Origin of the sequence: Halomonas sp. A29, assembly GCF_046723295.1 — a bacterium.
Classification (GTDB): Bacteria; Pseudomonadota; Gammaproteobacteria; order Pseudomonadales; family Halomonadaceae; genus Halomonas.
In genome coordinates this window covers 309,379-332,742 of the sequence record NZ_JAXQPR010000007.1, presented here as the reverse complement: position 1 = coordinate 332,742, position 23,364 = coordinate 309,379, and the positions used below count along the sequence as shown (strand labels likewise).

The following is a 23,364-nucleotide window of genomic DNA, read 5'->3' as shown; positions in this document are numbered from 1 at the left end:
GTGCGCAGCGACAAAGAGAGGCCCCATGACCCGCAAGCAACCCAATATCCTGTTCCTGATGGCCGATCAGATGAAGGCATCAGCGCTGCCCATTTACGGCCACCCGCTGGTCAAGACACCCAACCTGTCGCGCCTGGCCGCCGAGGGCGTGGTCTTCGACTCGGCCTACTGCAATAGCCCGCTGTGTGCACCATCACGCTTTACGCTGATGGCCGGTCAGTTGCCTTCGCGCATCGGTGGCTACGACAATGCCGCCGAATTCGCCGCCGACATCCCGACCTTCGCCCACTACCTGCGCGATGCCGGCTACGCCACCGCGCTGTCGGGCAAGATGCACTTCTGCGGCCCGGACCAGTTGCATGGCTTCGAGGAGCGCCTGACCACCGACATCTACCCGGCCGACTATGGCTGGTTCGTGGATTGGGAGAACTTCGAGACCCGGCCGAGCTACTACCACAACATGTCGTCGGTGATTCAGGCTGGCCCCTGCGTGCGCTCCAACCAGCTCGATTTCGACGACGAAGTCACCTTCCGCGCCAAGCGCTTCCTCTATGACCATGTTCGCAGTGGAGAGCAACGGCCCTTCTGCCTGACCGTGTCGCTGACCCACCCCCATGACCCCTACACCATTCCGCAGGAGTACTGGGACCGCTACGACCACGATGCCATCGACATGCCCCGCGTACCCTACTCGCGCGTGCTGATGGATCCGCACTCCAAGCGCCTGCGTCATGTCTACCAGCTCGATGAGAACACCATCAACGACGAGCAGATCCGCAGCGCGCGCCACGCCTACTACGGGGCGCTCAGCTACGTCGACGACCAGATCGGCGCGGTGCTGAAGGCCTTGAAAGAGACCGGTCTCGACGAAGACACCATCATCGTGTTCTCCGGCGACCACGGCGACATGCTCGGCGAGCGCGGCCTCTGGTACAAGATGAGCTGGTTCGAGGACTCCGCCCGCGTACCGATGATCGTCCATGCCCCCGGCCGCTTCACCCCGGGCCGTGTGCGCGAGTCGGTGTCGACCATGGACCTGCTGCCGACCTTTGCCGAACTCGCCAATGACGGCGCCGCGCCTGAATACGCCGTGCCCATTAACGGTCGCAGCCTGCTGCCGCACCTGACCGGAAGCGGCGGGCACGACGAGGCGATCGGCGAATACCTCGGCGAAGGTGCCATCGCACCGCTGCTGATGATCCGCCGTGGTCGCTACAAGTTCGTCCACAGCGCGCCTGACCCGGACCAACTGTTCGACCTCGAAGCCGACCCGCTAGAACTCAACAACCTGGCCGAGGAGCCCGCGCACCTGGACCTGTGCAAGCAGTTCCGCGACGAGGTCGCACGCCGCTGGGACTATGCGCGGTTGCAAGACGAGGTGATTGCCAGCCAGCGGCGCCGCAAGCTGGTCTCGCGTGCGCTAATGAAAGGCAAGATCACATGCTGGGATCACCAGCCGATGTTCGATGCCAGTACCCAGTACATGCGCAACAACATCGACCTGGACGACCTCGAGCGGCGCGCGCGCTTCCCGGCGGCCTCCGTCGAATAGCCATGATGACGTCGCCGACCGACATGCACCGGCAACCGGCCAGGCGACTACGCTGGTTGCCGTTTCTCGGCTGGCTGCCGCAGCAGACCGCGCGTTCGCTGCGTGCCGACGCCACTGCCGGCTTGACCGGTGCGGTGTTGGTCGTGCCCCAGGGGGTGGCTTACGCCTTGCTGGCCGGGCTGCCCCCGGAATATGGCCTCTACACCGCCATCGCTCCGGCCATCCTGGCGGCACTGTTCGGTGCCTCGCAGCAAATGGTCAGCGGGCCGACCGCTGCGCTGTCGATCGCGCTGTTTGCCACCCTTCGGCCCTTCGCCGAAGCGGGCAGCAGCGAGTTCATCGTCCTTGTACTGACGCTGACCTTTCTTGCCGGTGTCTTCCAGCTCTTGCTCGGGCTGGCACGCCTGGGCGTACTGGTCGATCTCGTCTCGCATTCGGTGGTCACGGGCTTTACTGCCGGTGCCGCCCTGATCATCGCTACCAGCCAGTTGCCTTATGCGCTGGGGCTGAGCGCACTGGAGAACAGCGGCTTTCTCGCTCTCTGGCCACGCTTGCTGGAACGACTCGGAGACATCCGCCCAGATGCGGTGTTGATCGCCGGCTTCACGCTTGCCGCCTGCTTGGCGTTTCGACGCTGGCTGCCCCGCTGGCCAGGCATGCTGTTGGCGCTGCTGGTCGCCTCGCTACTGGCTGCATGGCTCGACCCTGGGCATGCCGAAATACCGCGCATTGCCGAAGTCCCAGCCGGCCTGCCACCGCTCTCCATGCCGAGCCTCTCGTTCGACACGTTGCGCCTGCTGACGCCCGGCGCCATTGCCCTCGGGCTACTGGGCCTGGTCGAAGCCACAGCGATTGCCCGGGCAATGGCGGTACGTACGGGCGAACGACTGAACGGCAATCAGGAGTTCATCGGCCAGGGGCTATCCAACATCGGCGGGGCCTTCTTCTCCAGCTATGTCTCGTCGGGGTCGTTCACCCGTTCGGGACTCAACGCCAGCGCCGGGGCCTGCTCGCCATTGGCAGCGGTGCTGTCAGCGCTGTTCCTCATACCGATCATGCTGGTGTCGGCACCGCTGCTGCATCACGTGCCGATGCCGGCCATGGCAGGCCTGCTACTGCTGGTCGCCGTCAGGCTGATCGACTGGCACAGCATTCGCGAGGCCCTGACCACCAGCCGCTCCGAAATGGCCGTGCTGCTGGTCACCTTCCTCAGCACCCTGTTGTTGGCACTCGAATTCGCCATCTACTTCGGCGTACTGGCCTCGTTGACTCTCTACCTGCGTCGCACCACCCGCCCGCCAGTGGTGGAAGGCAAGCTGACACAGGCCACCCCAACAATCCAGCAGGCGGTGGAGGAGCCGAGCTGCAACGTCGTCAGGATCGACGGATCGCTGTTCTTCGGTGCCTGCGAGTCGGTCGCACGGCGACTCGAGCGCTGCGACCGACCGAACCTGGTGATTCTCGCGGCAGGAATCAACTTCATCGACCTGAGCGGCATCCACCTTCTCCAGCGCCAGGCGCGCCTTTGCCATGCACGGGGCGGGAAGCTGTACCTGGCCTGGACCAAACCCGACGTCATGGCTCGCTTGCAACGAGCCGGCCTCGTCGATAACGACAACGACAACGACAACAATCCGAATCACAACAAGCCAAGGGCAATAATAACTTGAGAGGCACACCCCCATGACACTCCCACACCCCGACAACGAGCCGAGCAATCGACTCAATCCGGCCGTCTTCCACGGCTCGGTGGCCGGCATCGTGATTTTCCTGATCTATGCCATTGCCTTCACCGAACACGCCACGGCATTCTTCAATGCCGGGCTGGACTGGATCGGTAACACCTTCGGCTGGTACTACATGCTGGCGGTAGTCGCCTATCTGGTCTTCGTGGTGGCGGTCGGCTTCTCGCGATTCGGCAAGATCCGCCTGGGCCCCGATCATTCGCGCCCCGAATTCTCGCTGCTGTCGTGGTCGGCCATGCTGTTCGCCGCCGGGCTTGGCGGCGCCATCCTGTTCTTCGTGGTCTCCGAGCCGCTGACCCACTATCTCAATCCGCCGCTTGGCGAAGGTAGCACCGCCGAAGCCCAGCGCCGCGCCATCGTGCAGACCTTCATGCACTGGGGCATCTCGGGCTGGGGGCTGTACGTGCTGATGGGCATGGCCCTGGCCTATTTCAGCTATCGCCACCGGCTGCCGCTTGCGATTCGTTCCACGCTCTACCCGCTGCTGGGCAAGCGCATCTACGGCCCCATTGGCAACGCCGTGGATATCACCGCCGTGCTGGCCACCGTGTTCGGCATCGCCACCGCGCTGGGCATCGGCGTAATGCAGATGAACTACGGACTGACCTACCTGTTCGGCATACCGGAGGGACTCCCCGCCCAGATCATGCTGATCCTGCTGGTGGTCACCCTGGCCACCCTGTCGGTGGTGAGTGGCGTCAAGCGTGGCATCCGCCGGCTATCGGAGCTCAATTTGCTGCTGGTCGCCGGCCTCGTGCTGTTCGTGCTGCTTCAGGGCGACACCCTCGGGCTGCTCAACATGCTTGTCTTGAACACTGGCGACTACCTGGTTGCGCTTACCGGCAAGAGCTTCGATACCTATGCCTACTCGCCCGAGGCACAGGGCTGGTTCAGCGGCTGGACGGTATTCTTCTGGGGCTGGTGGATCGCCTGGGCACCCTTCGTCGGCCTGTTCCTGGCCCGTATCTCGCGCGGACGTACCATTCGCGAATTCGTTGCCGGCGCCCTGTTCATTCCACTGATCTTTGTGATGATCATGATGTCCGTGTTCGGCAACAGCGGTATCGACATGGTCGATCAGGGCCTGGTGGTACTCGGCGAGCAAGCCCTGAACAGGCCGCCGGCCACCATCTACACCTTCCTCGAGCAACTGCCTTTGGTCGGCATCACCGCTACCGTCGTGCTGGTGCTGAGCATCGTCTTCTTCGTCACTTCGGCGGATTCAGGCGCCTTGGTGCTGTCCAACTTCACCTACGTGCTGCGCGATGTGAACCACGACGCTCCCGCTCGGCTGCGCATCTTCTGGTCGGCTATCATCGGCCTGATCACCGTGGCACTGCTCATGGCCGGCGGACTTCGCACCCTGCAAAGCGCAGTGGTGATCACCGCCCTGCCGTTCTCGGCGATCATCTTCCTGACCATGATCGGCATGTACCGCTCATTGAAGGTCGAGACCGGCAAGGCCGATGTTCGCCATCAAGTGACCGCCAGCGGCCTCGACACGGGCGATTGGCGCGAGCGCCTCGACCGCACCCTGGACGCCACCACGCAGAACGGCGCCGAGGCCACACTGCGCCACGCCATTCGTCCGGCACTGATGGAACTGGCCGAGGAACTGACCCGGCGCGGCCAGCGGGCCAGCGTCAGCGAACAGCAGATGGAGGGCACGCAGTTACTCTGCCCCACTCTGCAGGTCGATTTCGAAGGCGCTCCCAGCTTCATCTACGGCATACGTCCACAGCGCATGCAGCCACCGAGTTTCCTGCCCGCCGATGACGACTACTACCTGCGCCTCGACGTTCATCTCGCCGAGGGCGGCCTGGGCCAGGACCTCAACGGCTATACGCGCATCCAGGTCGTGCACGACGTGCTCAATGAGTACCAGCACCACCTGCGCTTCCTGGCCCACGCCAGCGAGCAAGGGTATCTGGAGACCATTCCCAATCAGCCCACTGAAGGGGATCTCGTTCCACAGGCCGAACCCGCGCCCTAGACGATCCGTTCGGTATCGCCTGACAGGACGAGCCCCACCAAGGTGGGGCTCGTCTTATTACCAGGTCCGCCGGTTTACAAGGCCCACCGGTTGGCAAGGTCCCGCCAGATACTCCAAACTGATAAAAGAGTCGGCATGCGAAGTGCCGAAGGAGGCAGGCATGGCAGGTGGCTGGTCGCGAGACGGAGCGGTACAAGAGCAGATCGACAGCACCATAGAAGATGCGTTGCAGCGAGCGCGCAGCGAACTTCCCCGGGGCGAGAGCCTGACGCACTGCGCGGAGTGCGACGAACCTATTCCCCAGGCACGCCGCGAGGCCATGCCCGGCGTACGCCTGTGTATCGCCTGCCAAAGCGAGCGTGACAAGCAGCGTACGGTCTACAGCGGCTACAACCGACGCGGCAGCAAAGACAGTCAACTGCGCTGATCGTCGCCCTCCCGCACACCTTGGTATTTCACTGAATGACGAGCCCCACCGCGGTGGGGCTCGTCTCCGGCTCACTCTCCCGGTCCGGGACAGCGCATCAGCGTGACTTCGTGGTCCTCACGGTCGAGGTAGGTCAGCGTCAGCACTTCGCCCTCACCCCCTTCGCTCTCCTCTTCGAGGGATAGATGCATTCGCTCGTCAGTGGCCATGTCATCGGGTGGGCAATCGAGCTGGGCCATCCAAGCATTCTCCCCCTCCTCCGTGACCTCCATGTCGCAGGAAGCCTCGGTCCCTTCGAAGTGAGAAGGGCCAATGGTAATGGCACGATCCTCCTCCCCGTCTTGCCCACACAGCGCCGGCTCGGTCGCCCAGCGACCTGCATAGGCAACGGCATCCTCGAGCGCGGGGTCATCCTGTGCCTGTGCCTCATTGCCACAGCCGACCAGGCCCAGTGCGGCACACAGTGCCATCCATCCGTAGTGTCGTAGCTCCATGGTTCACCTCGGTGCTAGCGTTATTCGTTAGATTTCGCACCTATCAGGGTAGACCACCGCTGGCGGATTCCAGTCGGCTGCATGCTGAAGCCGGGTACGTTAGCCTCCTCATGATTTGCACCACTCTTCCAGCCCGATATCATGTGGCCTTTCATGAGCCCCGGCGCAGCGGGGCCAAACCCGTTCGAGAGACCGCCATGCCGTTGCTCTATTTCCTGCCCCCGCTGGGTGCCGTGCTGATCTGGTCGGGCAACATGACCACCAACCAGCTGACCGTGGGCGCCATCGCGCCCAGCAGCATCGCCTTTCTGCGCTGGGTGCTGGCCTTGGCGGTGCTCACGCCCTTTCTTCTGCCGGCCGCCTGGCATCACCGCCACGCGATCCGCCGCGAGTGGCCCAAGCTTGCCATTCTGGGCCTGCTCGGCATGGGGCTGTGGCAAGGGCTTGCCTACGTGGCCGCCGAGACCACCTCAGCCACCAACATGGGCATTCTCGCCGCCATGGTGCCGCTGCTGACGGTGCTGCTCAGCGCGCTGATCCTGCGCGAGGCGCCTAGTCTTGGCGGTACCGTGGGCGGCCTGGTCGCCCTGTTCGGCGTGCTGGTGCTGCTAGGCCGCGGCGACCCGCTTTCGTTGCTGGAGTTGCAGGTCGCGCTCGGTGACCTGCTGATGGTCGTCGCGGCAACCTGCTACGCGCTCTACGGCGTCATGCTCAAGCGCTGGCCGCTGGACCTCCCCCCTTGGGTGCTGCTCTACGCCCAGGTGGTGTTCGCCGTGCTGTTCCTGCTACCGCCCTATCTGATGGGTCCCATGACGCCCATCGACAGCCACAACGTATGGCTGATCCTGTATGCCGGCATCCCCGCTTCGATCATCACGACCTTCCTGTGGATGCGCGCCATCCGCCAGATCGGCGCCAGCCAGGCCAGTATCTTCATCAACCTGATGCCGCTGTTCAGCGCCCTGATCGCCATGGCCTTCCTTGGCGAACGCATCGCGGCGTTCCACCTGCTGGGCGGCGCGCTGGTGCTGGCTGGCGTCGTCATGGCCCAGACCTTGACCCAGCCTCTGGTACGCAAGAGTCCCAACCCGTCATGACGCTGGACACCACGCAGCTAAACCGCGAGAGAGTCTTCTTCGACGCCGGCCAGACACTGTGGCTGTTCGGCTATGGCTCATTGATCTGGAAGGCGGAGTTTCCCTTCTACGAGCGCCGCCCCGCCCATATCGAAGGCTGGGCCAGGCGGTTCTGGCAGGGGTCGCACGATCATCGCGGCACGCCGCAGGCACCGGGCCGCGTGGCCACCCTGGTCGAGTCGCCCGATTCCGTCTGTCAAGGCATGGCCTACCGCATCGACGCCGACACCTTGGCCCCTCTGGACGTGCGCGAGAAAAACGGCTATCTGCGCGAAAAAGTGATGCTGCACTTCCACGACGGCAGCCACGCCGAGGGACTGATCTATCTCGCGACAGAAGACAACGCCGCTTTCCTCGGCGACGCCCCGCTCGACACCATGGCCCGGCAGATCGCCACCGCGCATGGCCCCAGTGGTGCCAATCGAGACTACCTGCTTCACCTTGCTGAAGCGCTGGAGAACCTCGGTGCACAGGATGAACACGTGTCCGCCCTGGCGGCGCGGGTAAGAAGCATAAAAGAGACATGAAAAAGTAAAGTTAGGCTTCTTTCTGCCGATATCCCTTTCAGAGCACCGCAACCAAAAAAGGTGCCAGTTACGTAAGGGGCCGACTGTGAAAGAGACCTTGCTGCAAGCCGTTGAGTCGGACCTGAAGAGGCCTTGGTATCGTCTGCGCTTCAGCACCGCCGTGGAGGCACGCTTCGAGGCCGATACCTCCGCGCGGCGCACTCGTCACCTGCTGATCGCCGGCATCGTGGCGCTGGTCATCTACGACCTCTACATTTTCAACGACTACGTCATTCGTCCAGAGTCGATGCAGACCGCTGCCTGGATCCGCTTCGGCCTGATGACTCCCGTAGGTATCGCGGCGCTCTTTTGGGTGCGCCACGGCCTGTCACCGGCCATGCGGGAGGCGGCGATGTCCGCCACCCTGGTCTTGGGAATGTTGTGTTCCAGCCTGATCTTCTACCTGTCCGATTCCCTTTATTCGTTTCTCGATACCTTCTCGTTCGGCCTGATTCTGGTGGTGGGCAACATCCTCTTTTCACTGCGCTTCGGCTTCGCCCTCGCCTCTTCGCTGCTCTGTGGAATCATCATGGCGGCTTTCGTCATGCCCTACGACTACACTGACAATGCAGTAAAAATCAATACGTTGGTTGTCTTTTCCTCGAGCGCCGTCTTCACGCTGGTAGCCAACTTCCGCCTGGAAGCCAGCGAGCGCCAAGCCTACCTGCTGTTGCTACGCGAGCAGCTCAGGGCCAATGCTGCATTTCATGACAACCAGGCCCTGACCAAGATTTCCATTACCGACCCACTGACCGGCGTGGCTAACCGACGCCATTTCGATACCATGCTGGAACAGCGCTGGGACGAGGCACTCGCCGAGAACACCGTGCTTGGCATGCTGGTCATCGATATCGACCACTTCAAGGATTACAACGACCATTACGGTCACCTGCAGGGAGACGCCTGCCTGCGCCAAGTCGCCCAGGAGATGCAGAACCATATTCGGCAGGAAGTCGATCTGGTGGTGCGCTATGGCGGTGAGGAGTTCGTCGTGCTGCTGCCGAATGCCTCGGCTTCCTCGACGATGCGCGCCGCCCAACGCATCCGGCAGGGCATCGAGGCACTCGCCATACCCCAGGCAGGCCCGGGAGTGATCACCGTAAGCGTCGGCGCGGCCGCCCTGCGACCTCACCAGTCGATGGAACCCGCCATACTGCTCTCTATCGCCGACGCGGCGCTCTTCCAGGCCAAGCGCGCGGGGCGCAACCGCAGCGTGTTGGCGCCACTGCAGGACGGACCGCTGCCAGCTTAGGTTCACCGGAGCGCTACAGCAGGTACATGCGCAGCGGCATCCAGACGCCCATGCCGATCATGATCAGGTTCTCGGTCAACGAGACGAAACCCAGCGGTACCTTGCTGTCCCCGCCGACGCAGGCGCACTTGAGTTCGCGCTTGTCGATATAAACTGCCTTGAACACCGAGACGGCACCCACCGTACCGATGAACAGCGCCACCGGCGCAGCCAGCCAGACCAGGGCACCGGCCAGCATCAGGATGCCCGCCAGCGTCTCGGCGTAGGGGTAGACGTAGCCGTAGCACACCTGACGCTGAGCCAGCAGATCGTAGTTGAGGAACATCGTGCTGAAGCTCTCCACGTCCTTGAGCTTCTGCAATCCCAGCAGGGTCATGGCAATGGCCACGAAGTACTCCGGCATCCTAGCGCTCAGCAAGGAACCAGTCGCGGTCCAGCTTACGGCAAGCCCCATCAGTAGCGCCGTGGCGAACAGTGCGATCACCGGCTGGTAGGTGGTTTCGTCCTCGCCCGGCGAGTCCTTGCCGAAATACTCGCGCAGCTCGTCGTAGCCGCCAATGCGACGGCCGTCGATGAAGGCCTGGGGCGTCGTATCGACGTCATGCGTCTGCTTGAATTCCTCCGTCTCATCCCGCGTGGTCAGGTGGTGATCCTCCACCTCGAAACCCTTGCGTTTCAGCAGGTCCTTGCTCTTGAGGCCGAAGGGGCACAGGTGCCCCTCCATGACCATACGGTAGAGCTGGGCCTGCTTGCCCTTCCCCGTCGTCTGTCCTTGAGCCATGACATCTCTCCTCGGGTCGTGCATCCACCCCAAGGGTAGTCAATCGAAGGCGTCATCGAATCCCGCCCTGAGGAACGACTGCACGAAATGGCGCTGGCACGTCGTGTCCGACAGCCACCGGCCGTCGGACAATTAGTGAGATATTTATCGTGTTCGTCGCTAGGAAAGCAGAGAGCGGCAATCATGAGTTGGCATACTTGCGTGCTCTTCTGCTCCGGTGATGGCGATACAACGGCAGCGCAATAGCCAGCACAGAGAGCAGAACGAAGGTCAGGCTGATCGGGCGGGTAAAGAAGACGCTCCAATCGCCGTCGTGCATGGTCATGCCGCGCCGGAAGTTGGACTCGACCATGTAGCCCAGGATCATTCCCAGCACCACCGGGGCGGCGCTGAAGCCGTGGCGATTGAGGAAGTAGCCGAATATGCCGAAGAACAGCAGTATCCAGGCCGAGGTCAGGCTGCCAGTAATGCCGTAAGCACCAAGAATGCACATCACCATGATAAACGGCAGCAGGTAAGTACGCGGTATCTGCAGCACCCTGACGAAGAGCTTGATGCCCACCGACTGGAAGCTGAACATGAAGACGTTGGCGACCAGAAAGGCGATGATGATGCCGTAGGCGATATTGGCCTGTTCATCGAACAGCATGGGCCCCGGTTGCAGCCCATGGATCAAGAGCCCGCCCATCAGGATCGCCGCCGAGGCGTCACCAGGAATCCCCAGCGTCATCATCGGAATCAGGGCGCCGCCGGTCATGCCGTTGTTGGCCGATTCGCAGGAGATGATGCCTTCATCGTGCCCCTTGCCGAACTTCTCAGGCGTGCGCGAAATCCGCTTGGCCTGGTCGTAGGCCAAAAAGGAGGCGATGCTGCCACCGGCACCGGGAATCGCCCCGACCAGCGAACCGATCAGCGAACTGCTCGACCATATCTTCCAGCGCCGGAAGGTCTCGCGGAAGCGCGGGTAGGCGTTGTTGACACGCACTCGCCCTTCGCTCGCCTGATCGGAACGCGACGTGGTGGTATCGGTAATGATCTGCGACAGCGCAAAAAGGCCGATCAGCGCCGCCATGAAATCGACCCCACCTATCAGAGCGGGAATGCCGGCGGTCAAGCGCACCACGCCGGTCAGCGAGTCGATGCCAATCAGCGATATCAGCACCCCGATCAGGCCTGCCACGATGCCCTTGATCAATGACTTGTCGGACACCGAAGCGATGATTGTGAGACCGAACAGGCCCAGCGTCGCATACTCGATGGCACTGAAACGTAACGCTGTCTCTGCGATCAGTGGCGACATGAAAGCGAAGATCAGCACGCTGATCATGCCACCGATCATGGAGGCAACGATGCACAGCCCCAGTGCGCGTCCCGGCTCGCCGTTGCGCGCCATGGGGAAGGCATCCAAGGTGGTGGCCACCGAGGATGGAGTGCCGGGGATATTGAGCAGGGCGGCGGGAATCGAGCCGCCGGAGATGGCACCGCAATAGACGCCCAGCAGCATGCCCATGCCGGTGACGGGCTCCATGCCGAAAGTCAGGGGCAGCAGCAGGGCGATTCCCATGGTGGCGGTCAGCCCCGGTAGCGAGCCGAAAATCAGGCCGAGCACCGTACCGGCGGCGATCGCCAGGAAGATGTAGCCGTTGGTGAACAGCGTCGCTGCCTCGGCAAAATGGGAAAACATGACCGATTCCCTCCCTCAGGGCATGGACAGTCCGAAAAGTACGGAAAACACCAGATAGATGGCGCTGGTCGAGACCAGCGCGAATAGCCCGGAGGCCAGCAGCGTTCGTGGTGTCGGCCAGGCGTCGTTGAGGAACCTATTGACGATCAGGCGAAAGACGAACAGGAAGACCAAGGTGCTCACGAAGAAACCGGCGAGCGACAGCATGACCAGATAGAGCACGATCGCCACCAGCGTCACCAATAACGTGACGGCTTCATGGTGCTCGAGCCGAACACCACCATCGGGTTCCCGCTTGATCAGGGTTTCCACGACCAGCAGGTAGCCCACCAGCAGCATGATGATGGCACTGACCCAAAAAGGCAGGAATCCTGGCCCCGGGTCGCCGACCACTCGCATCATCGTCGGGATGGTACTCGCCAGGTGGAGGAAGTAGCCGGCCCCCAGGATCAGCAAGAGGTAGAATATCTGCTTTTCGGTCACTCGCGTCATGGCGGGCTCCGCTTGTTGTCATCGAGCCCGGCCCCCTGAGAGGGGCCGGCCATTGTCATTATTGCTTGAGCCGCTGTGCGGTGCGGATGAAGGACTCCGCCAGCTCCGCCATGCGCGCATCCAGCTCCTCTCCTGGCGGCATGTAATCCACCTCGGCCCCCTGGTTGGCGATCGCCTCCTGCACCTTGGGATCGCTAGTCGCCGCTTCCAGGGCCGCGGCCCAGGCGGCCTTGACCTCTTCGTCTATGCCAGCCGGTGCCGCAATACCCCGCCAGTTGGTCAAGTTCAGGTCGTGACCGAGTTCGCTGAGAGTGGGAACATCCGGATACTCAGCTAGGCGCTCGGTGCCGAGGCTGATCAGCGGTATGAGCCTGCCCGAGCGCAAGCCGGAGGCGAGGTCGGCCAGATTGAGCATCAGTGCATCGATGTGTCCGCCCATGGCGGCAGCCACCGCATCCGAGGAGCCATCATGGGGGATCTGACGAGCTCGGTAGCCCACCATATCGGCCAGGATCTCACTCGCCACGTGCGTCGAACCACCAGCACCGGAGAAGCCGAAGCTCACCGTGCCTGGGTTGGCCTGCATGTCCTCGACCAGCGCTTCCCAGCTCTCCCAGGGGCCGTCGGCGCGAATCGCCACAACGTAGTCCTCGGTCATGACGTTGCCGAGGTAATCGAAGTCCGAATAGGTGTAGGTGGCATTGCCCATTCCCTCGGTGGCAAAGATCACGTTATTGGGGATGGTTACCGTGTAGCCGTCAGGCCTGGCATTGGCCACCTGGGTGAAACCGAGAATGCCACCGCCACCCGGCACGTTGGAGACCACGATGGTTTGTCCCAGGGCTTCCTCCAAGGCGGGTTGCAGCGTTCGCGCCAGCACGTCGGTTCCCCCACCGGCTCCGTAGGGGATCACCATGGTGATGGTCTTGATGGGGTAGTCCGCAGCTGCGACACTTGCAGCCAGCAGGCCACCGAGGAAAATGGAGAATCTAGCGGTCTTGTGAAACATGACGTGTGCTCCTGTGCGTTGTTTTAATCATTGATGCAATCAATCAATGGCCGTCTGGAGCCGGCCAGACTACCTTGGGCGAATGGTTCAGTACGGCCCAACTGACGGTTCCATGCCGCGATTCAGTCCGAAATCCGCAGCACGTTGGCGCACCGCCTGAGCTAATAGCGTGACGTCCAGCCCTACTGCCACGAACGTCGCACCAAGCTCGAGGAAGCGTCGTGCCTGGCCAACGTCACTGGTCAAGGTGCCGGCGGCCTTGCCACAGGACACGATGGTGCGAATCGCTGTCTCGATGGCCGCCTTTACCTCGGGATGGCTGGGATTGCCGAGATGCCCCATCGAGGCCGCCAGGTCTGCCGGGCCGATGAAGACACCATTCACGCCCTCCACCGCGCAGATCGCCTCGAGATTGTCGAGTGCGATGGTCGTCTCGGCCTGCACAAGCAGGCAGACCTCCTGATTGGCGTGCTGCACGTAGTCAGGACGGCCATTCCAGCGTGACACCCTTGCGACCCCGGCACCGACGCCGCGAATGCCCTCGGGGGGATAGCGCGTCGCGGCGACCATGGCGGCAGCCTGCTGCGGGGTATCGACCATCGGTATCAGCAGGGTCTGGGCACCGATATCGAGCAGTTGCTTGATCGACGCGACCTCGCCCTGCAGCGCGCGCACCACGGGATGGCCGCCATAGGGTGCCACGGCCTGCAGTTGGGCAAGCGTGCTGCGTACGTCATTGGGAGCGTGTTCGTTGTCGATCAGCAGCCAATCGAAACCCGCCGTGGCGCAGAGCTCGGCACTGTAGGCATCGCCCATCGATAGCCATAGCCCGACCTGGGGCCTGCCCTGGGCCAGGGCCTGCTTGAACGGATTGCCCGCTACTAGACCGGTGTGGCTGGATGCGTTCATGGCGGCTCCTATCGTTGTTCTATTGGCCCCGACTCAGCGCAGATTGCCCTGGCAGAGGTACTTGATGTGCTGATAGTCGTCGAGGCCATGGACCGAGCCTTCACGTCCATAGCCCGACTCCTTGATGCCACCGAAGGGCGCCGCCTCGGACGCCACGGCACCCTCGTTGATGCCGACGATACCGGCCTCCAGCCCATCGGCAACGCGATGGATGCGACTTACGTTCTCCGAGTAGAAGTAGCTGGCGAGCCCGAACGGGGTGGCATTGGCGGCCGCCACCGCTTGCTCTTCCGTGGCGAAGCGCAGCAGCGGCACCACCGGGCCAAAGGTTTCCTCATGGCACAGCTGCGCGTCGGGTGAGACGTCGGCAAGTAGCGTCGGCGCCACATAGTTCGGCCCCAGGTCGGGCCGCACCCGCTCGCCCCCCACCAGCAGCCTTGCGCCCCGGGTCACGGCATCGTCGATATGCGCCAGGATCTTGTCGACGGCTCGAGCATTGATCATCGGTCCGATCTGGCTTGCCAGGTCGCTGGCCGGCCCCACCTGCAAGGCGGCAACCCGCGCGGCCAGCTTGTCAGCGAAGGCATCGAAGACCGCATCTTGCACGTAGACGCGATTGGGGCAGACGCAGGTCTGGCCGCCGTTGCGGAACTTGGCGGCCATCAGGCCCTCCACGGCGGCGTCGAGATCGGCATCCTCGAAGACGATGAAGGGGGCGTTGCCGCCCAGCTCCAGGGAAAGCTTCTTGAGTGTATCGGCCGACGCCCGGGCCAGATGCTTGCCCACCGGAGTGGAGCCGGTGAAGCTGATCTTTCGTACCCGGGCATCCTTGAGCCAGGCGTCGACCACCTCGGGTGTCCGCTCACGCGAGGCGCAGACGATATTGATCACGCCAGGAGGAATACCCGCCTCCTCGGCCAGGCGCACCAGTGCCAGCGAGGTCAGTGGCGTATCCTCGGCGGGCTTGGCCACCACCGTGCAGCCTGCCGCCAGGGCCGGCGCGATCTTGCGCGCGATCATCGCCGCCGGGAAATTCCAGGGCGTGATCACCGCCACCACGCCCACCGGCTCCTTGACGGCCAGCATGCGTCGCCCGGCGACCGGCGGCGCGATCACCTCCCCGGCAATGCGTGGCGCCTCCTCGGCAAACCACTCGATATAGCTGGCTGCATAGCCCACTTCACCCCGGCCTTCGGCGAGGGGCTTGCCCTGCTCCAGTGATATGAGCCGCCCCAGATCCTGCTGATGGGCCATCACCAGGGCGTGCCAGCGCTTGAGCAGCTCGCCACGCCGTTTGGCCGGCGTCGTGCGCCAGTCGGCAAAGGCGTGGTGGGCGGCATCGGCCGCTGCTCGTGCCTCTTCGGCGCCACTGTCGGGCACCTCGGCGATGGGCTGCATATCGGCCGGGTTGGATACCGTCAACGTGGCTCCATCTGCGGCATCGCACCAGTGCCCGGCGATATGGTTACGGGACTGGATCAGGTCACCACGTTCCAGCGTCAGGGTCATGCTTACGCACTCCTCTCTGTTGGCTAACGTTTTCTAGGCCGACGTTGCCATCAGCTGACGATACCGACGTGCCACGGTACGAATTCGTGATCCCCAAGACCGAGCCGCTCGCTGCAGCTGCGCTCCCCAGAGGCCACCCGCAGGATATGCGCGAAGATCTGCTCACCCATGGCCTCGATAGTGGCGCTGCCATCGATGACCTGGCCGCAGTTGATGTCCATGTCCTCGCGCAGGCGCTCGTACATGGCGGTGTTGGAAGCCAGCTTGATGGTGGGGGCCGGTTTGGAGCCGAACATCGAACCACGCCCGGTGGTAAAGCAGATCAGATTGGCGCCGCTGGCGATCTGGCCGGTCGCAGACACCGGGTCGTAGCCCGGCGAGTCCATGAACACGAAGCCCTTGGCATCGATCGGCTCGGCGTATTCGTACACCGCCTGCAGTGGCGTGGTGCCGCCCTTCATCGCTGAGCCCAAAGATTTCTCGACGATGTTGGCCAGGCCACCGGCCTGATTGCCCGGCCCCACCACGCCGTTGAACTGGCCGCTGTGGCCGCGGGTGTACTCCTTCCACCACGCCAAGCGATCGAGCAGCTTCTGGCCCACATCGGGCGACACCGCGCGCCGCGTCAGCATGAACTCGACGCCGTGGATCTCTGGTGTCTCCGACAGGATGGCGGTGCCGCCATGGCGCACCAGGATGTCCATGGCCGCCCCCAATGCCGGGTTGGCCGAGATCCCCGAGAAGCCGTCCGAGCCGCCACACTGCAGTCCAATGCGGAGGTGGCTGGCACTCACCGGTTGGCGCTCGACACGATTCGCCTCGGGCAGCATCGCCTCGATGGCGGCGATGCCAGCGGCGATGGATTCACGGGTCCCGCCACTCTCCTGCATCACCAGGGTGCGCACGTTCGCTCCCACTTCGAGGCCCTGGGACTCGACCAGGCCCGACACCTGGTTGCGCTCGCAGCCCAGCCCCACGATCAGCACCCCGGCGAAGTTGGGATGTCGCGCATAGCCGGCCAGGGTGCGCCTCAGCAGGTCGAAGTGGTAGCTGGGCGAGGACATCCCGCAACCACTGGTTTGGGCGAAAGCCACCACGCCATCGATGTTGGGGTAGTCAGCGAGTCGCTCCGCCGTGAAATGGTCAGCGATGTGCTTGATCACCGTGGCCGAGCAGTTCACCGAGGAGAGGATGCCGATGAAGTTGCGCGTGCCGACCCGTCCGTCCGGACGCACGATGCCCTGAAAGGTGGCGCGCTCGGCCTCCGGCACATACGCCACAGGCCGCACGTCCTGACAGAAGGCAGGATCGCGGTCGATCTCGATCAAGGTGACGTTATGGGTGTGCACGTGCTCCCCTGGGGCAATGTCACGGCTCGCTGCCCCGATCACAGTGTCGTACTTCTTCACCATTTCACCGGCAGCAATCGCGCAGGCAGCGATCTTATGCCCTGCCGGCACCTGGGCCCGGGACTTAACCTCCAGCTCGGGCAGCCACTGGCCGAGACCGACGCCGGCACGGGTAATCAGGACATTGTCGTTGGCGTGCAGCCGAATCAGCGTGCGGGGGGACATTTCCATGGTCAGCGGCCTGGCTCCATCATCTGGCGTTGTATTCATCGTTGCGCCGAGTATGAGCCGCCTCTTCATGACGATAAAATAAAACAATAGACTCTCTTCATAACCCAAAAGGAATGAAGAGCGGGAGAGCCTCACCATGAGCGATATCGATCGCGTCCTGCGTTCCAACCTGAAGCTGCGTCATTTGCAGCTGCTGGTCGCGCTGGACGAATTCCGCCATATCGGCCGCGTCGCCGAGTTCCTGTCACTGACCCAGCCCGCCGTGTCGAAGATGCTGGCCGAGATCGAGCGCATGTTCGACCTCAAGCTGTTCCTGCGCTCGACCCGCGGCACCGAGCCCACCGCCTATGGCGATACGGTGGTGCGCTTCGCCCGCTCGGTGCTGGCCGACTACAGCCGCACCCAAGACGAGATCGCCGCAGTCGAGAGCGGCGCCGCCGGGCGCGTCAGCATCGGCGCCATGGTGGTGGCAACGCCGGGCCTGCTCGCCCACGCCATGCAGTTGCTCAAGTCGCGCTCCCCCAACAGCACGGCACTCGTCGAGGAGGGCGACCTCAAGCGCCTGCTGCCCCGCCTGCGTACGGGTGAGCTCGACCTGCTGGTCGGCCGCCTCGAACCCGGCTATGCAGCACCGGACCTGGAGACGGAGGCCCTATACGACGAAGCGATGTGCGTGGTCGCCGCCCCGGCTCACCCCGTCGCTGAACATCCTTCACCGCAGTGGGCCGATCTCGCCGAGCTGCCTTGGGTCGTGCCACCCCCGTGGGCGTCGTCGCGGGTCAAGCTCAACCAGATGTTCTACAAGCATGGACTCAACCCGCCTGCCGACCTGATCGAAACGGCCTCGTTCCTCGCCACCTTGACCTTCGTTCAGCAACGCCCCGCCCTCGGTTACCTGGCCCACGGCGTGGCACGCCACTTCGAAGCACAGGGTTTACTCAAGGTCTTGCCACTCGAGATCCCCATCGAACTGCCGCCGGTGGGGATCATTACCCTGCGCGCTCGGATGAAGACGCCGACCTGCCAGCAGGCGATCGAGTGCCTGCGGCAGGTGGCACAAGAGGAAGATCACTTGGCACCTGTCAGCTCGCGCGCATCTATTGCCGATTGACATAGCGTTAGCACCGTTCAATATCCACGCCTTCGATCTACGGTACCGATCATCTCCTGCCCTGCGCGGTGTCGGGCAATGTTATCCAGCACCCTCTCGATCGCACTCTCGGGCTGGGTCATGCTGGCCACGTGAGGTGTCATCAATACACTCGGGTGGTGCCAGAGGGGATGATCCACTGGTGGCGGTTCGGGATCGAAAACGTCCAGCACTGCTGCCGACAGCTGCCCGCTGTCCAGCGCCGCGAGCAGATCTGCCGCGACCAGGTGTGGACCGCGGCCGACATTGATCAGTGAAGCACCGCGTGGTAGCTGCGCGAACAACTTGGCATTGAGAATGCCGCGGGTCTCGACGGTCAGCGGCAGCAGGCAGACCAGCACTTGGCTACTGGCCAGGAAGCTCGCCAACTCGTCGTCACCGGCAAAACATGCCACGCCTTCGAGCTGGCGGCGTGTGCGGCTCCATCCCTGGCAGGCAAACCCCAGGCCGGTCAGGCGCTGCGCTACGGCGCTTCCCAACTGCCCCAGGCCGAGGATGCCCACGCGGCACTGCGAGACGGGGCGCACACGCAAGGCCCGCCAGGTCGCTTCGCGCTGCTGGCCGATGTAGTCGATCAGATTGCGGTGCAGCGCCAGCACCGCCATGGCCACGTATTCCTGCATGGTGGCGACGATGCCCGGCTCCTGCATACGCACCAACGGCACATGGCCGGGAATGCTGCCCAGATCGAACTGATCGACGCCGGCGCCGAGCGAGAAAATGACTTCGAGGTTGGGGAAACGAGCCAGATCTTCCATCGGTGCCCAGGTACCGAGATAGCGCACCTCTTCGGCACTGCCGATATCCGGCCACGAGCGAAAATCGATATCCGGTGCACGCTGCGCAAACAGGCGCTGCCACTCTCGACCGCGTTCGGGGTCGGCGTTGTAGACGAAGCTCATGACGACTTCTCCGGTGTCAGGCCGACGAGCGCTTACGTGCCATGACCATCAACATCACCAGCGCGAATGACGTGGCAGTCAGCAGCGTGCTGATGGCGGCAATGGTCGGGTCTATCTCGTCACGCAGCGCGGTGAACATGCGCACCGTCAGGGTCTGGTTCTGACCGCCGGAGATGAACAACGCCACCATGGTTTCATCCAGCGCCTGGATGAAAGCGAAGATCCCCCCGGTCACCACACTGGGCATGATCTGCGGCAGGGTGACGACCATGAAACTGCGGAAGCGATTCATGCCCAGACTTCTCGCCACCATTTCTTGCGTTTGATCGAAGCCATGCAGCCCTGCAGTAACCGCCGTGATCACATAGGGTAGCGCCAGCATCACATCGGCCATGATCAGGCCGGGGATGGTGTACAGCATCCCCGACAGGGCATAGATGAAGAATACGCCCGTGGCGACGATGATGATCGGCACGATCAGCGGTAGCAGCAGCACAACCTTCAGATAGCGCATCATCCGGTGCGTCGAGCAATTGATGGCATAGGCCGCCGCCACACCGATCGGCGTGGCGATCAGCGCCGTGGAAAACGCCACGATCAGGCTGGTCTTTGCCGCCGCCATCCAGCCAGGATTGCCGAAGAAGGCCTCGTACCAGCGAAACGAGTAGCTGGAAGGCGGAAAGGAGAGGAAGCGGCTATCCGAGAACGACATGGGCAGCACGATGAGTACCGGCAGGATCAGGAATACCAGCACCAATGCCACGTAGCCAATGAAGACGATCCGACCCAGGGATAATTTATTCATTTCTCACCGAGTATTTTCTCAAGGGGGACCAGGCGGCTGACCACATAGAAGATGATCAGTACACAGATCAGCAGCACGACGCTGACGGCACTGGCGGCGCCCCAGTCGCTATAGAGCTGGATGTTCCGGCTGACCAGCATCGAGGCCATGACCGTGCGCCCCCCTCCCACCAGCTCCGGTGTGATGTAGAAACCGAGGCACAGCACGAAGACGAGCGTCATGCCGGCCAGTACGCCGCTCAGGGACAAGGGGAAGAAAACCCGCATGAAGACATGCAGCGGGCTTCCACCAAGGCTGGCACCCGCCTGCACGAGATCCTGGGGGATCTTCTGCATGGTGGCGTAAAGCGGCAGGACCATGAACGGCAGCAGAATGTGCACGGTGGCGATAATGGTGCCGAGCTCGTTATGCATCAGCGCCAGCGGAGAATCCGTGATGCCGCTGGCCATCAGGGTCTGATTGACCACGCCCGAACGCTGCAGCAGGATCAGCCAGGCATAGGCCCTGACCAGCACACTGGTCCAGAACGGCAGGATGACGAGAGCCAGAACCAGCATTGCCCAGCGTTGCGGCAATCTCGAAGCGGCATAGGCAATCGGATACCCCATCAGCAATGCCAGCAGGGTTACGATGACACTGATACGAAACGTAAGAAGGAAAGTGTTCCAGTAAATGCCTTCGGTGAAGATCCGCCGATAGTGCTCCAGGCTGAGCCCTCCATCGGCATAGAAGGACTGGACGATCAACCAGCTCAAGGGCACGACGAGCAATGCAAAGACCACCAGCATGGCCGGCGTCATCAAGAGCATCATCAGCGTATGCTCACGGCGCCGATGGCGTAGCGATGGATCGATACCGCTTGCGGCAACGTAGCGGTCATGAATCGCGGTGGCTTTCAAGGCGCTTCTCCTGACGTGAAATCGGAGGCGACACAACCGATGCCACACACGCCGGGTGTGCGGCATCGGCGCTCTCATCGCTGCATGAACTCGAGCCAGCGGCGCTCGGCCAGCTCGCCTTCCGAAGAGGACCACCACTCGTAGGACATCAGCACCTGGCGCTCGGCGTTCTCCGGGTAGCTCGGCAGTTCCCTGGCGCGCTCTTCAGGGATCTTGCCGGTGTCGAAAGCGGCCGGATTGCCCGGGCCATAGTCGATGTGAAGCGGTAGGTTGGCCTGGTATTGCGGATCGATGGCCGCGTTGACGAACTCGAGCGCCGTATCGAGGTTGGGCGCGCCCTTGATGATGCAGAGGTGCGTATTCTGGAGGATGCCATCGTTATAGGTGAAATCGGCTTTCGCTCCCTCACCCATGATGGCGCTGACGCGTCCGTTCCACATCATCAGCATGTCGACTTCGCCATCGTAGAGCAGTTGGGCAGACTGGCCACCCGACGTCCACCAGGTGGCAATGTGCGGCTTCAACTCCTCCAGTTTCTCGAAGGCGCGATCGACGTCCAGCGGATACAGCTCTTCCGGCGCCACCCCGTCGGCCAGGAGTGCCGCTTCCAGCGTTCCCAGGGGATGGTTGCGCAAGGCGCGGTTGCCGGGAAACTCCTCGACGTTCCAGAAATCCTCCCACGTCTCGGGCGGATTGCCATTGAACGCATCAGGGTTGTAAGCCAGCACACTGGAGTAGAACTCATAGGCGACGGAGTAAGGCGTCTTGTACTCCTCCGGCATCGACTCCGCATTGGGGATCCGGCTGTAATCGAGCGTTTCGATCAGATCCTGGTTGCCTCCGCGTACGCAGTTCAGTGGCGGGGTGTCGACCACATCCCACACAGCCTGGCCGGTAGTTCCCTGGGTGCGGATCATCGGCCAGGCATCCGGGGCGCTCTCCTGGTGAATGGTGATACCCAACGCCTCGGCGACGGGGTCAAGGATGGCCACCGTCTGGGCCTCCTGGTAGGCGCCCCCCTGAGAAACGAAAGTGATCTGTCCCGCGGCCATGGCATGGGAAGCTCCCATCGCTCCTGCCAAGGCCACGCTGGTTACCAAAGTCTTCAAGCAATGCGTCTGTTTCATCTTGTTGTCTCCGCTGCTGATGACATTTGCGATCCGTGTGCGCTTAGCGCCCGATCGCGTCGAGAAATTGATACCACCCAGCTACCAGTCGAACCGCCACTTCACGTAAGGGATAGAGCGGTACGGCCTTGAGACGTCCCGCCTCCAGGAGAGCCACGTCCGGCGACTCGCCAATGGCGAAATCCGCCGCCAATCGACCGAGCAGGGTGGACATCGCCACGCCTGCGCCGTTGTAGCCGGCCGCATAGCTCAGTCGATCGTCGAAACGCCCCACATGGGGTAGTGCATCCATCGTCATGCCGACGTGCCCCGACCAGCGATGGGTAATCGCGACTCCCGCCAGATCGGGAAACATCGAGACCATCGCTCGCTGCAGCGCATCGAAAGCCGCTTTCGAATCACGCTTGCCGAAGGCACCGCGCCCTCCGAACACGAAGCGACCGTCTACCTTGCGGAACCAGCGCATCATGCGGCGCGTCTCTCCATAGCTCCTGGCATTGACCAACAGCCGCTCCTGCAATGCCGTCGGCAGCGCCTCGGTGGCAATGATCGAGCTGCGAAACGGCACCAATCGCGACTTGACCATGGCACTGGCCGGGGTAAGGTCGGAGTAGGCGTTGGTTGCCATGATGGCCTGGCGCGCACGTATCTCGCCTTGGGTGGTAACGACACGAACCCCGTCAGCGTCGCGATGGATGCCGGTTACCGGCGTGCGCTCGAAGAGGATGGCGCCATGGCGTCTCGTCAGGCCCTCGGCCAGGCCGCACACGTAGTTCAAGGGGTGCAAGGTGCCGACACCACGACTCAGGACACCGCCGAAGAACGCACGGGATCCCGTCTCCTCCGCCACCTCGCCAGCCGACAGGCTGCGCAGCGAGTCATCGCCCAGTTCGTGGCGCATCCACTCCGCCTCCTCGGCGATGTAGCCAAACGCCCGCTCGGTATGGGCACAACGCAAGTTGCCGCAGCGAGTGAAGCGAGCGCCTGACAGGCCATATTCCTCGACCAGGGCTTCCACCTCGTCCACCGATTGAAGAGCGAGGCGATGCATGCGCCGCGCCACCTCCATGCCATGGCCCTGGGCAATGGTGGGAAACGCCAGGCGGAACTTGGCCGAAACCACGCCACCATTGCGACCACTGGCTCCCCAGCCGATCGGCTTGGCATCCAACACCAGGGGAGCGACGCCGCGTTGTGCCAGGCGATGGGCCGCTGCCAGGCCGGTATAGCCCGCGCCGATGATGACAACATCGGCCTGTGCATCACCCCGCAGGCATGGCAGATCGGACTTTTTTTCCGCCGTGTCGCGCCATAGCGAGGCAATGCCGGCGTCCGGCCGCGGCCCACTCATG

General features: G+C 63.0%; 21 protein-coding genes. 8 read left to right on the top strand and 13 right to left on the bottom strand.

Going from position 1 to position 23,364, the window contains the following annotated elements; genetic code table 11:
• The first annotated feature begins 25 nt into the window (after positions 1–25).
• The 4 genes from betC to SPH52_RS15860 all read left to right on the top strand — a co-directional run bounded on the left by betC (position 26) and on the right by SPH52_RS15860 (position 5,717).
• On the top strand, positions 26–1,552 hold the full coding sequence (betC, locus tag SPH52_RS15875) for a choline-sulfatase (protein ID WP_411796014.1): 1,527 nt from the start codon (positions 26–28) through the stop codon (positions 1,550–1,552).
• Between the two features lie 2 nt (positions 1,553–1,554).
• A complete protein-coding gene (locus SPH52_RS15870; protein WP_411796013.1) occupies positions 1,555–3,222 on the top strand; it encodes a SulP family inorganic anion transporter in 1,668 nt (555 codons plus the stop codon).
• 13 nt (positions 3,223–3,235) lie between these two features.
• Positions 3,236–5,290, top strand: a complete 2,055-nt coding sequence (betT, locus tag SPH52_RS15865) for a choline BCCT transporter BetT (protein WP_411796012.1) — start codon at positions 3,236–3,238, stop codon at positions 5,288–5,290.
• 160 nt (positions 5,291–5,450) lie between these two features.
• Positions 5,451–5,717 (top strand): DksA/TraR family C4-type zinc finger protein, encoded by a 267-nt coding sequence (locus SPH52_RS15860; RefSeq protein ID WP_411796011.1) that lies wholly within the window; start codon positions 5,451–5,453, stop codon positions 5,715–5,717.
• Positions 5,718–5,788: 71 nt separating this feature from the next.
• Here the strand turns inward: SPH52_RS15860 and SPH52_RS15855 are convergent, their stop codons facing one another.
• Positions 5,789–6,211, bottom strand: coding sequence for a hypothetical protein (locus SPH52_RS15855; protein ID WP_411796010.1), 423 nt, complete (start codon positions 6,209–6,211; stop codon positions 5,789–5,791).
• Between the two features lie 197 nt (positions 6,212–6,408).
• Here SPH52_RS15855 and SPH52_RS15850 point away from each other — a divergent pair, with 197 nt between their 5' ends.
• The 3 genes from SPH52_RS15850 to SPH52_RS15840 all read left to right on the top strand — a co-directional run bounded on the left by SPH52_RS15850 (position 6,409) and on the right by SPH52_RS15840 (position 9,165).
• Positions 6,409–7,308: a DMT family transporter gene (locus SPH52_RS15850; protein WP_411796009.1), complete on the top strand. Its 900-nt coding sequence runs from the start codon at positions 6,409–6,411 to the stop codon at positions 7,306–7,308.
• Positions 7,305–7,874, top strand: a complete 570-nt coding sequence (locus SPH52_RS15845) for a gamma-glutamylcyclotransferase (protein WP_411796008.1) — start codon at positions 7,305–7,307, stop codon at positions 7,872–7,874. Before SPH52_RS15850 ends, SPH52_RS15845 begins: the two co-directional genes overlap by 4 nt.
• An 85-nt stretch (positions 7,875–7,959) precedes the next feature.
• Complete coding sequence (locus SPH52_RS15840; protein WP_411796007.1) at positions 7,960–9,165, top strand: diguanylate cyclase; 1,206 nt, start codon at positions 7,960–7,962, stop codon at positions 9,163–9,165.
• A gap of 13 nt (positions 9,166–9,178) precedes the next feature.
• Here SPH52_RS15840 and SPH52_RS15835 read toward each other — a convergent pair whose 3' ends face one another.
• The 7 genes from SPH52_RS15835 to SPH52_RS15805 form a co-directional block, all read right to left on the bottom strand.
• Positions 9,179–9,946: a MauE/DoxX family redox-associated membrane protein gene (locus SPH52_RS15835; protein ID WP_411796006.1), complete on the bottom strand. Its 768-nt coding sequence runs from the start codon at positions 9,944–9,946 to the stop codon at positions 9,179–9,181.
• A 181-nt stretch (positions 9,947–10,127) separates the two neighbouring features.
• On the bottom strand, positions 10,128–11,630 hold the full coding sequence (locus SPH52_RS15830; protein WP_411796005.1) for a tripartite tricarboxylate transporter permease: 1,503 nt from the start codon (positions 11,628–11,630) through the stop codon (positions 10,128–10,130).
• 15 nt (positions 11,631–11,645) lie between these two features.
• Entirely contained in the window at positions 11,646–12,122 is a 477-nt protein-coding gene (locus SPH52_RS15825; RefSeq protein ID WP_411796004.1) for a tripartite tricarboxylate transporter TctB family protein, read from the bottom strand.
• A 58-nt stretch (positions 12,123–12,180) separates the two neighbouring features.
• Positions 12,181–13,131: a tripartite tricarboxylate transporter substrate binding protein gene (locus SPH52_RS15820; RefSeq protein WP_411796003.1), complete on the bottom strand. Its 951-nt coding sequence runs from the start codon at positions 13,129–13,131 to the stop codon at positions 12,181–12,183.
• Positions 13,132–13,218: 87 nt separating this feature from the next.
• Complete coding sequence (gene hpaI / locus SPH52_RS15815; protein WP_411796002.1) at positions 13,219–14,040, bottom strand: 4-hydroxy-2-oxoheptanedioate aldolase; 822 nt, start codon at positions 14,038–14,040, stop codon at positions 13,219–13,221.
• Between the two features lie 33 nt (positions 14,041–14,073).
• Complete coding sequence (locus tag SPH52_RS15810; protein ID WP_411796001.1) at positions 14,074–15,549, bottom strand: NAD-dependent succinate-semialdehyde dehydrogenase; 1,476 nt, start codon at positions 15,547–15,549, stop codon at positions 14,074–14,076.
• Between the two features lie 50 nt (positions 15,550–15,599).
• The gene (locus SPH52_RS15805) at positions 15,600–17,129 is read right to left on the bottom strand and encodes a UxaA family hydrolase (protein WP_411796000.1); all 1,530 of its coding nucleotides are present in this window, start codon (positions 17,127–17,129) and stop codon (positions 15,600–15,602) included.
• A 136-nt stretch (positions 17,130–17,265) separates the two neighbouring features.
• Between SPH52_RS15805 and SPH52_RS15800 the strand changes: the two genes are divergently transcribed.
• Complete coding sequence (locus SPH52_RS15800; protein ID WP_411795999.1) at positions 17,266–18,240, top strand: LysR substrate-binding domain-containing protein; 975 nt, start codon at positions 17,266–17,268, stop codon at positions 18,238–18,240.
• A gap of 17 nt (positions 18,241–18,257) precedes the next feature.
• Here the strand turns inward: SPH52_RS15800 and SPH52_RS15795 are convergent, their stop codons facing one another.
• From SPH52_RS15795 to SPH52_RS15775, 5 genes are all read right to left on the bottom strand, one after another.
• On the bottom strand, positions 18,258–19,181 hold the full coding sequence (locus tag SPH52_RS15795; protein ID WP_411795998.1) for a 2-hydroxyacid dehydrogenase: 924 nt from the start codon (positions 19,179–19,181) through the stop codon (positions 18,258–18,260).
• A gap of 16 nt (positions 19,182–19,197) precedes the next feature.
• The gene (locus SPH52_RS15790) at positions 19,198–19,986 is read right to left on the bottom strand and encodes an ABC transporter permease (RefSeq protein WP_411795997.1); all 789 of its coding nucleotides are present in this window, start codon (positions 19,984–19,986) and stop codon (positions 19,198–19,200) included.
• Complete coding sequence (locus tag SPH52_RS15785; RefSeq protein ID WP_263581021.1) at positions 19,983–20,885, bottom strand: ABC transporter permease; 903 nt, start codon at positions 20,883–20,885, stop codon at positions 19,983–19,985. The genes SPH52_RS15790 and SPH52_RS15785 overlap by 4 nt, the downstream gene beginning before the upstream one ends.
• Before the next feature lie 74 nt (positions 20,886–20,959).
• Positions 20,960–22,012 carry an ABC transporter substrate-binding protein gene (locus SPH52_RS15780; RefSeq protein ID WP_411795996.1) on the bottom strand — a complete coding sequence of 351 codons (1,053 nt, stop codon included), beginning with the start codon at positions 22,010–22,012 and terminating at the stop codon, positions 20,960–20,962.
• A 43-nt stretch (positions 22,013–22,055) separates the two neighbouring features.
• Positions 22,056–23,363: an NAD(P)/FAD-dependent oxidoreductase gene (locus SPH52_RS15775; RefSeq protein WP_411795995.1), complete on the bottom strand. Its 1,308-nt coding sequence runs from the start codon at positions 23,361–23,363 to the stop codon at positions 22,056–22,058.
• Position 23,364: the final 1 nt, after the last annotated feature.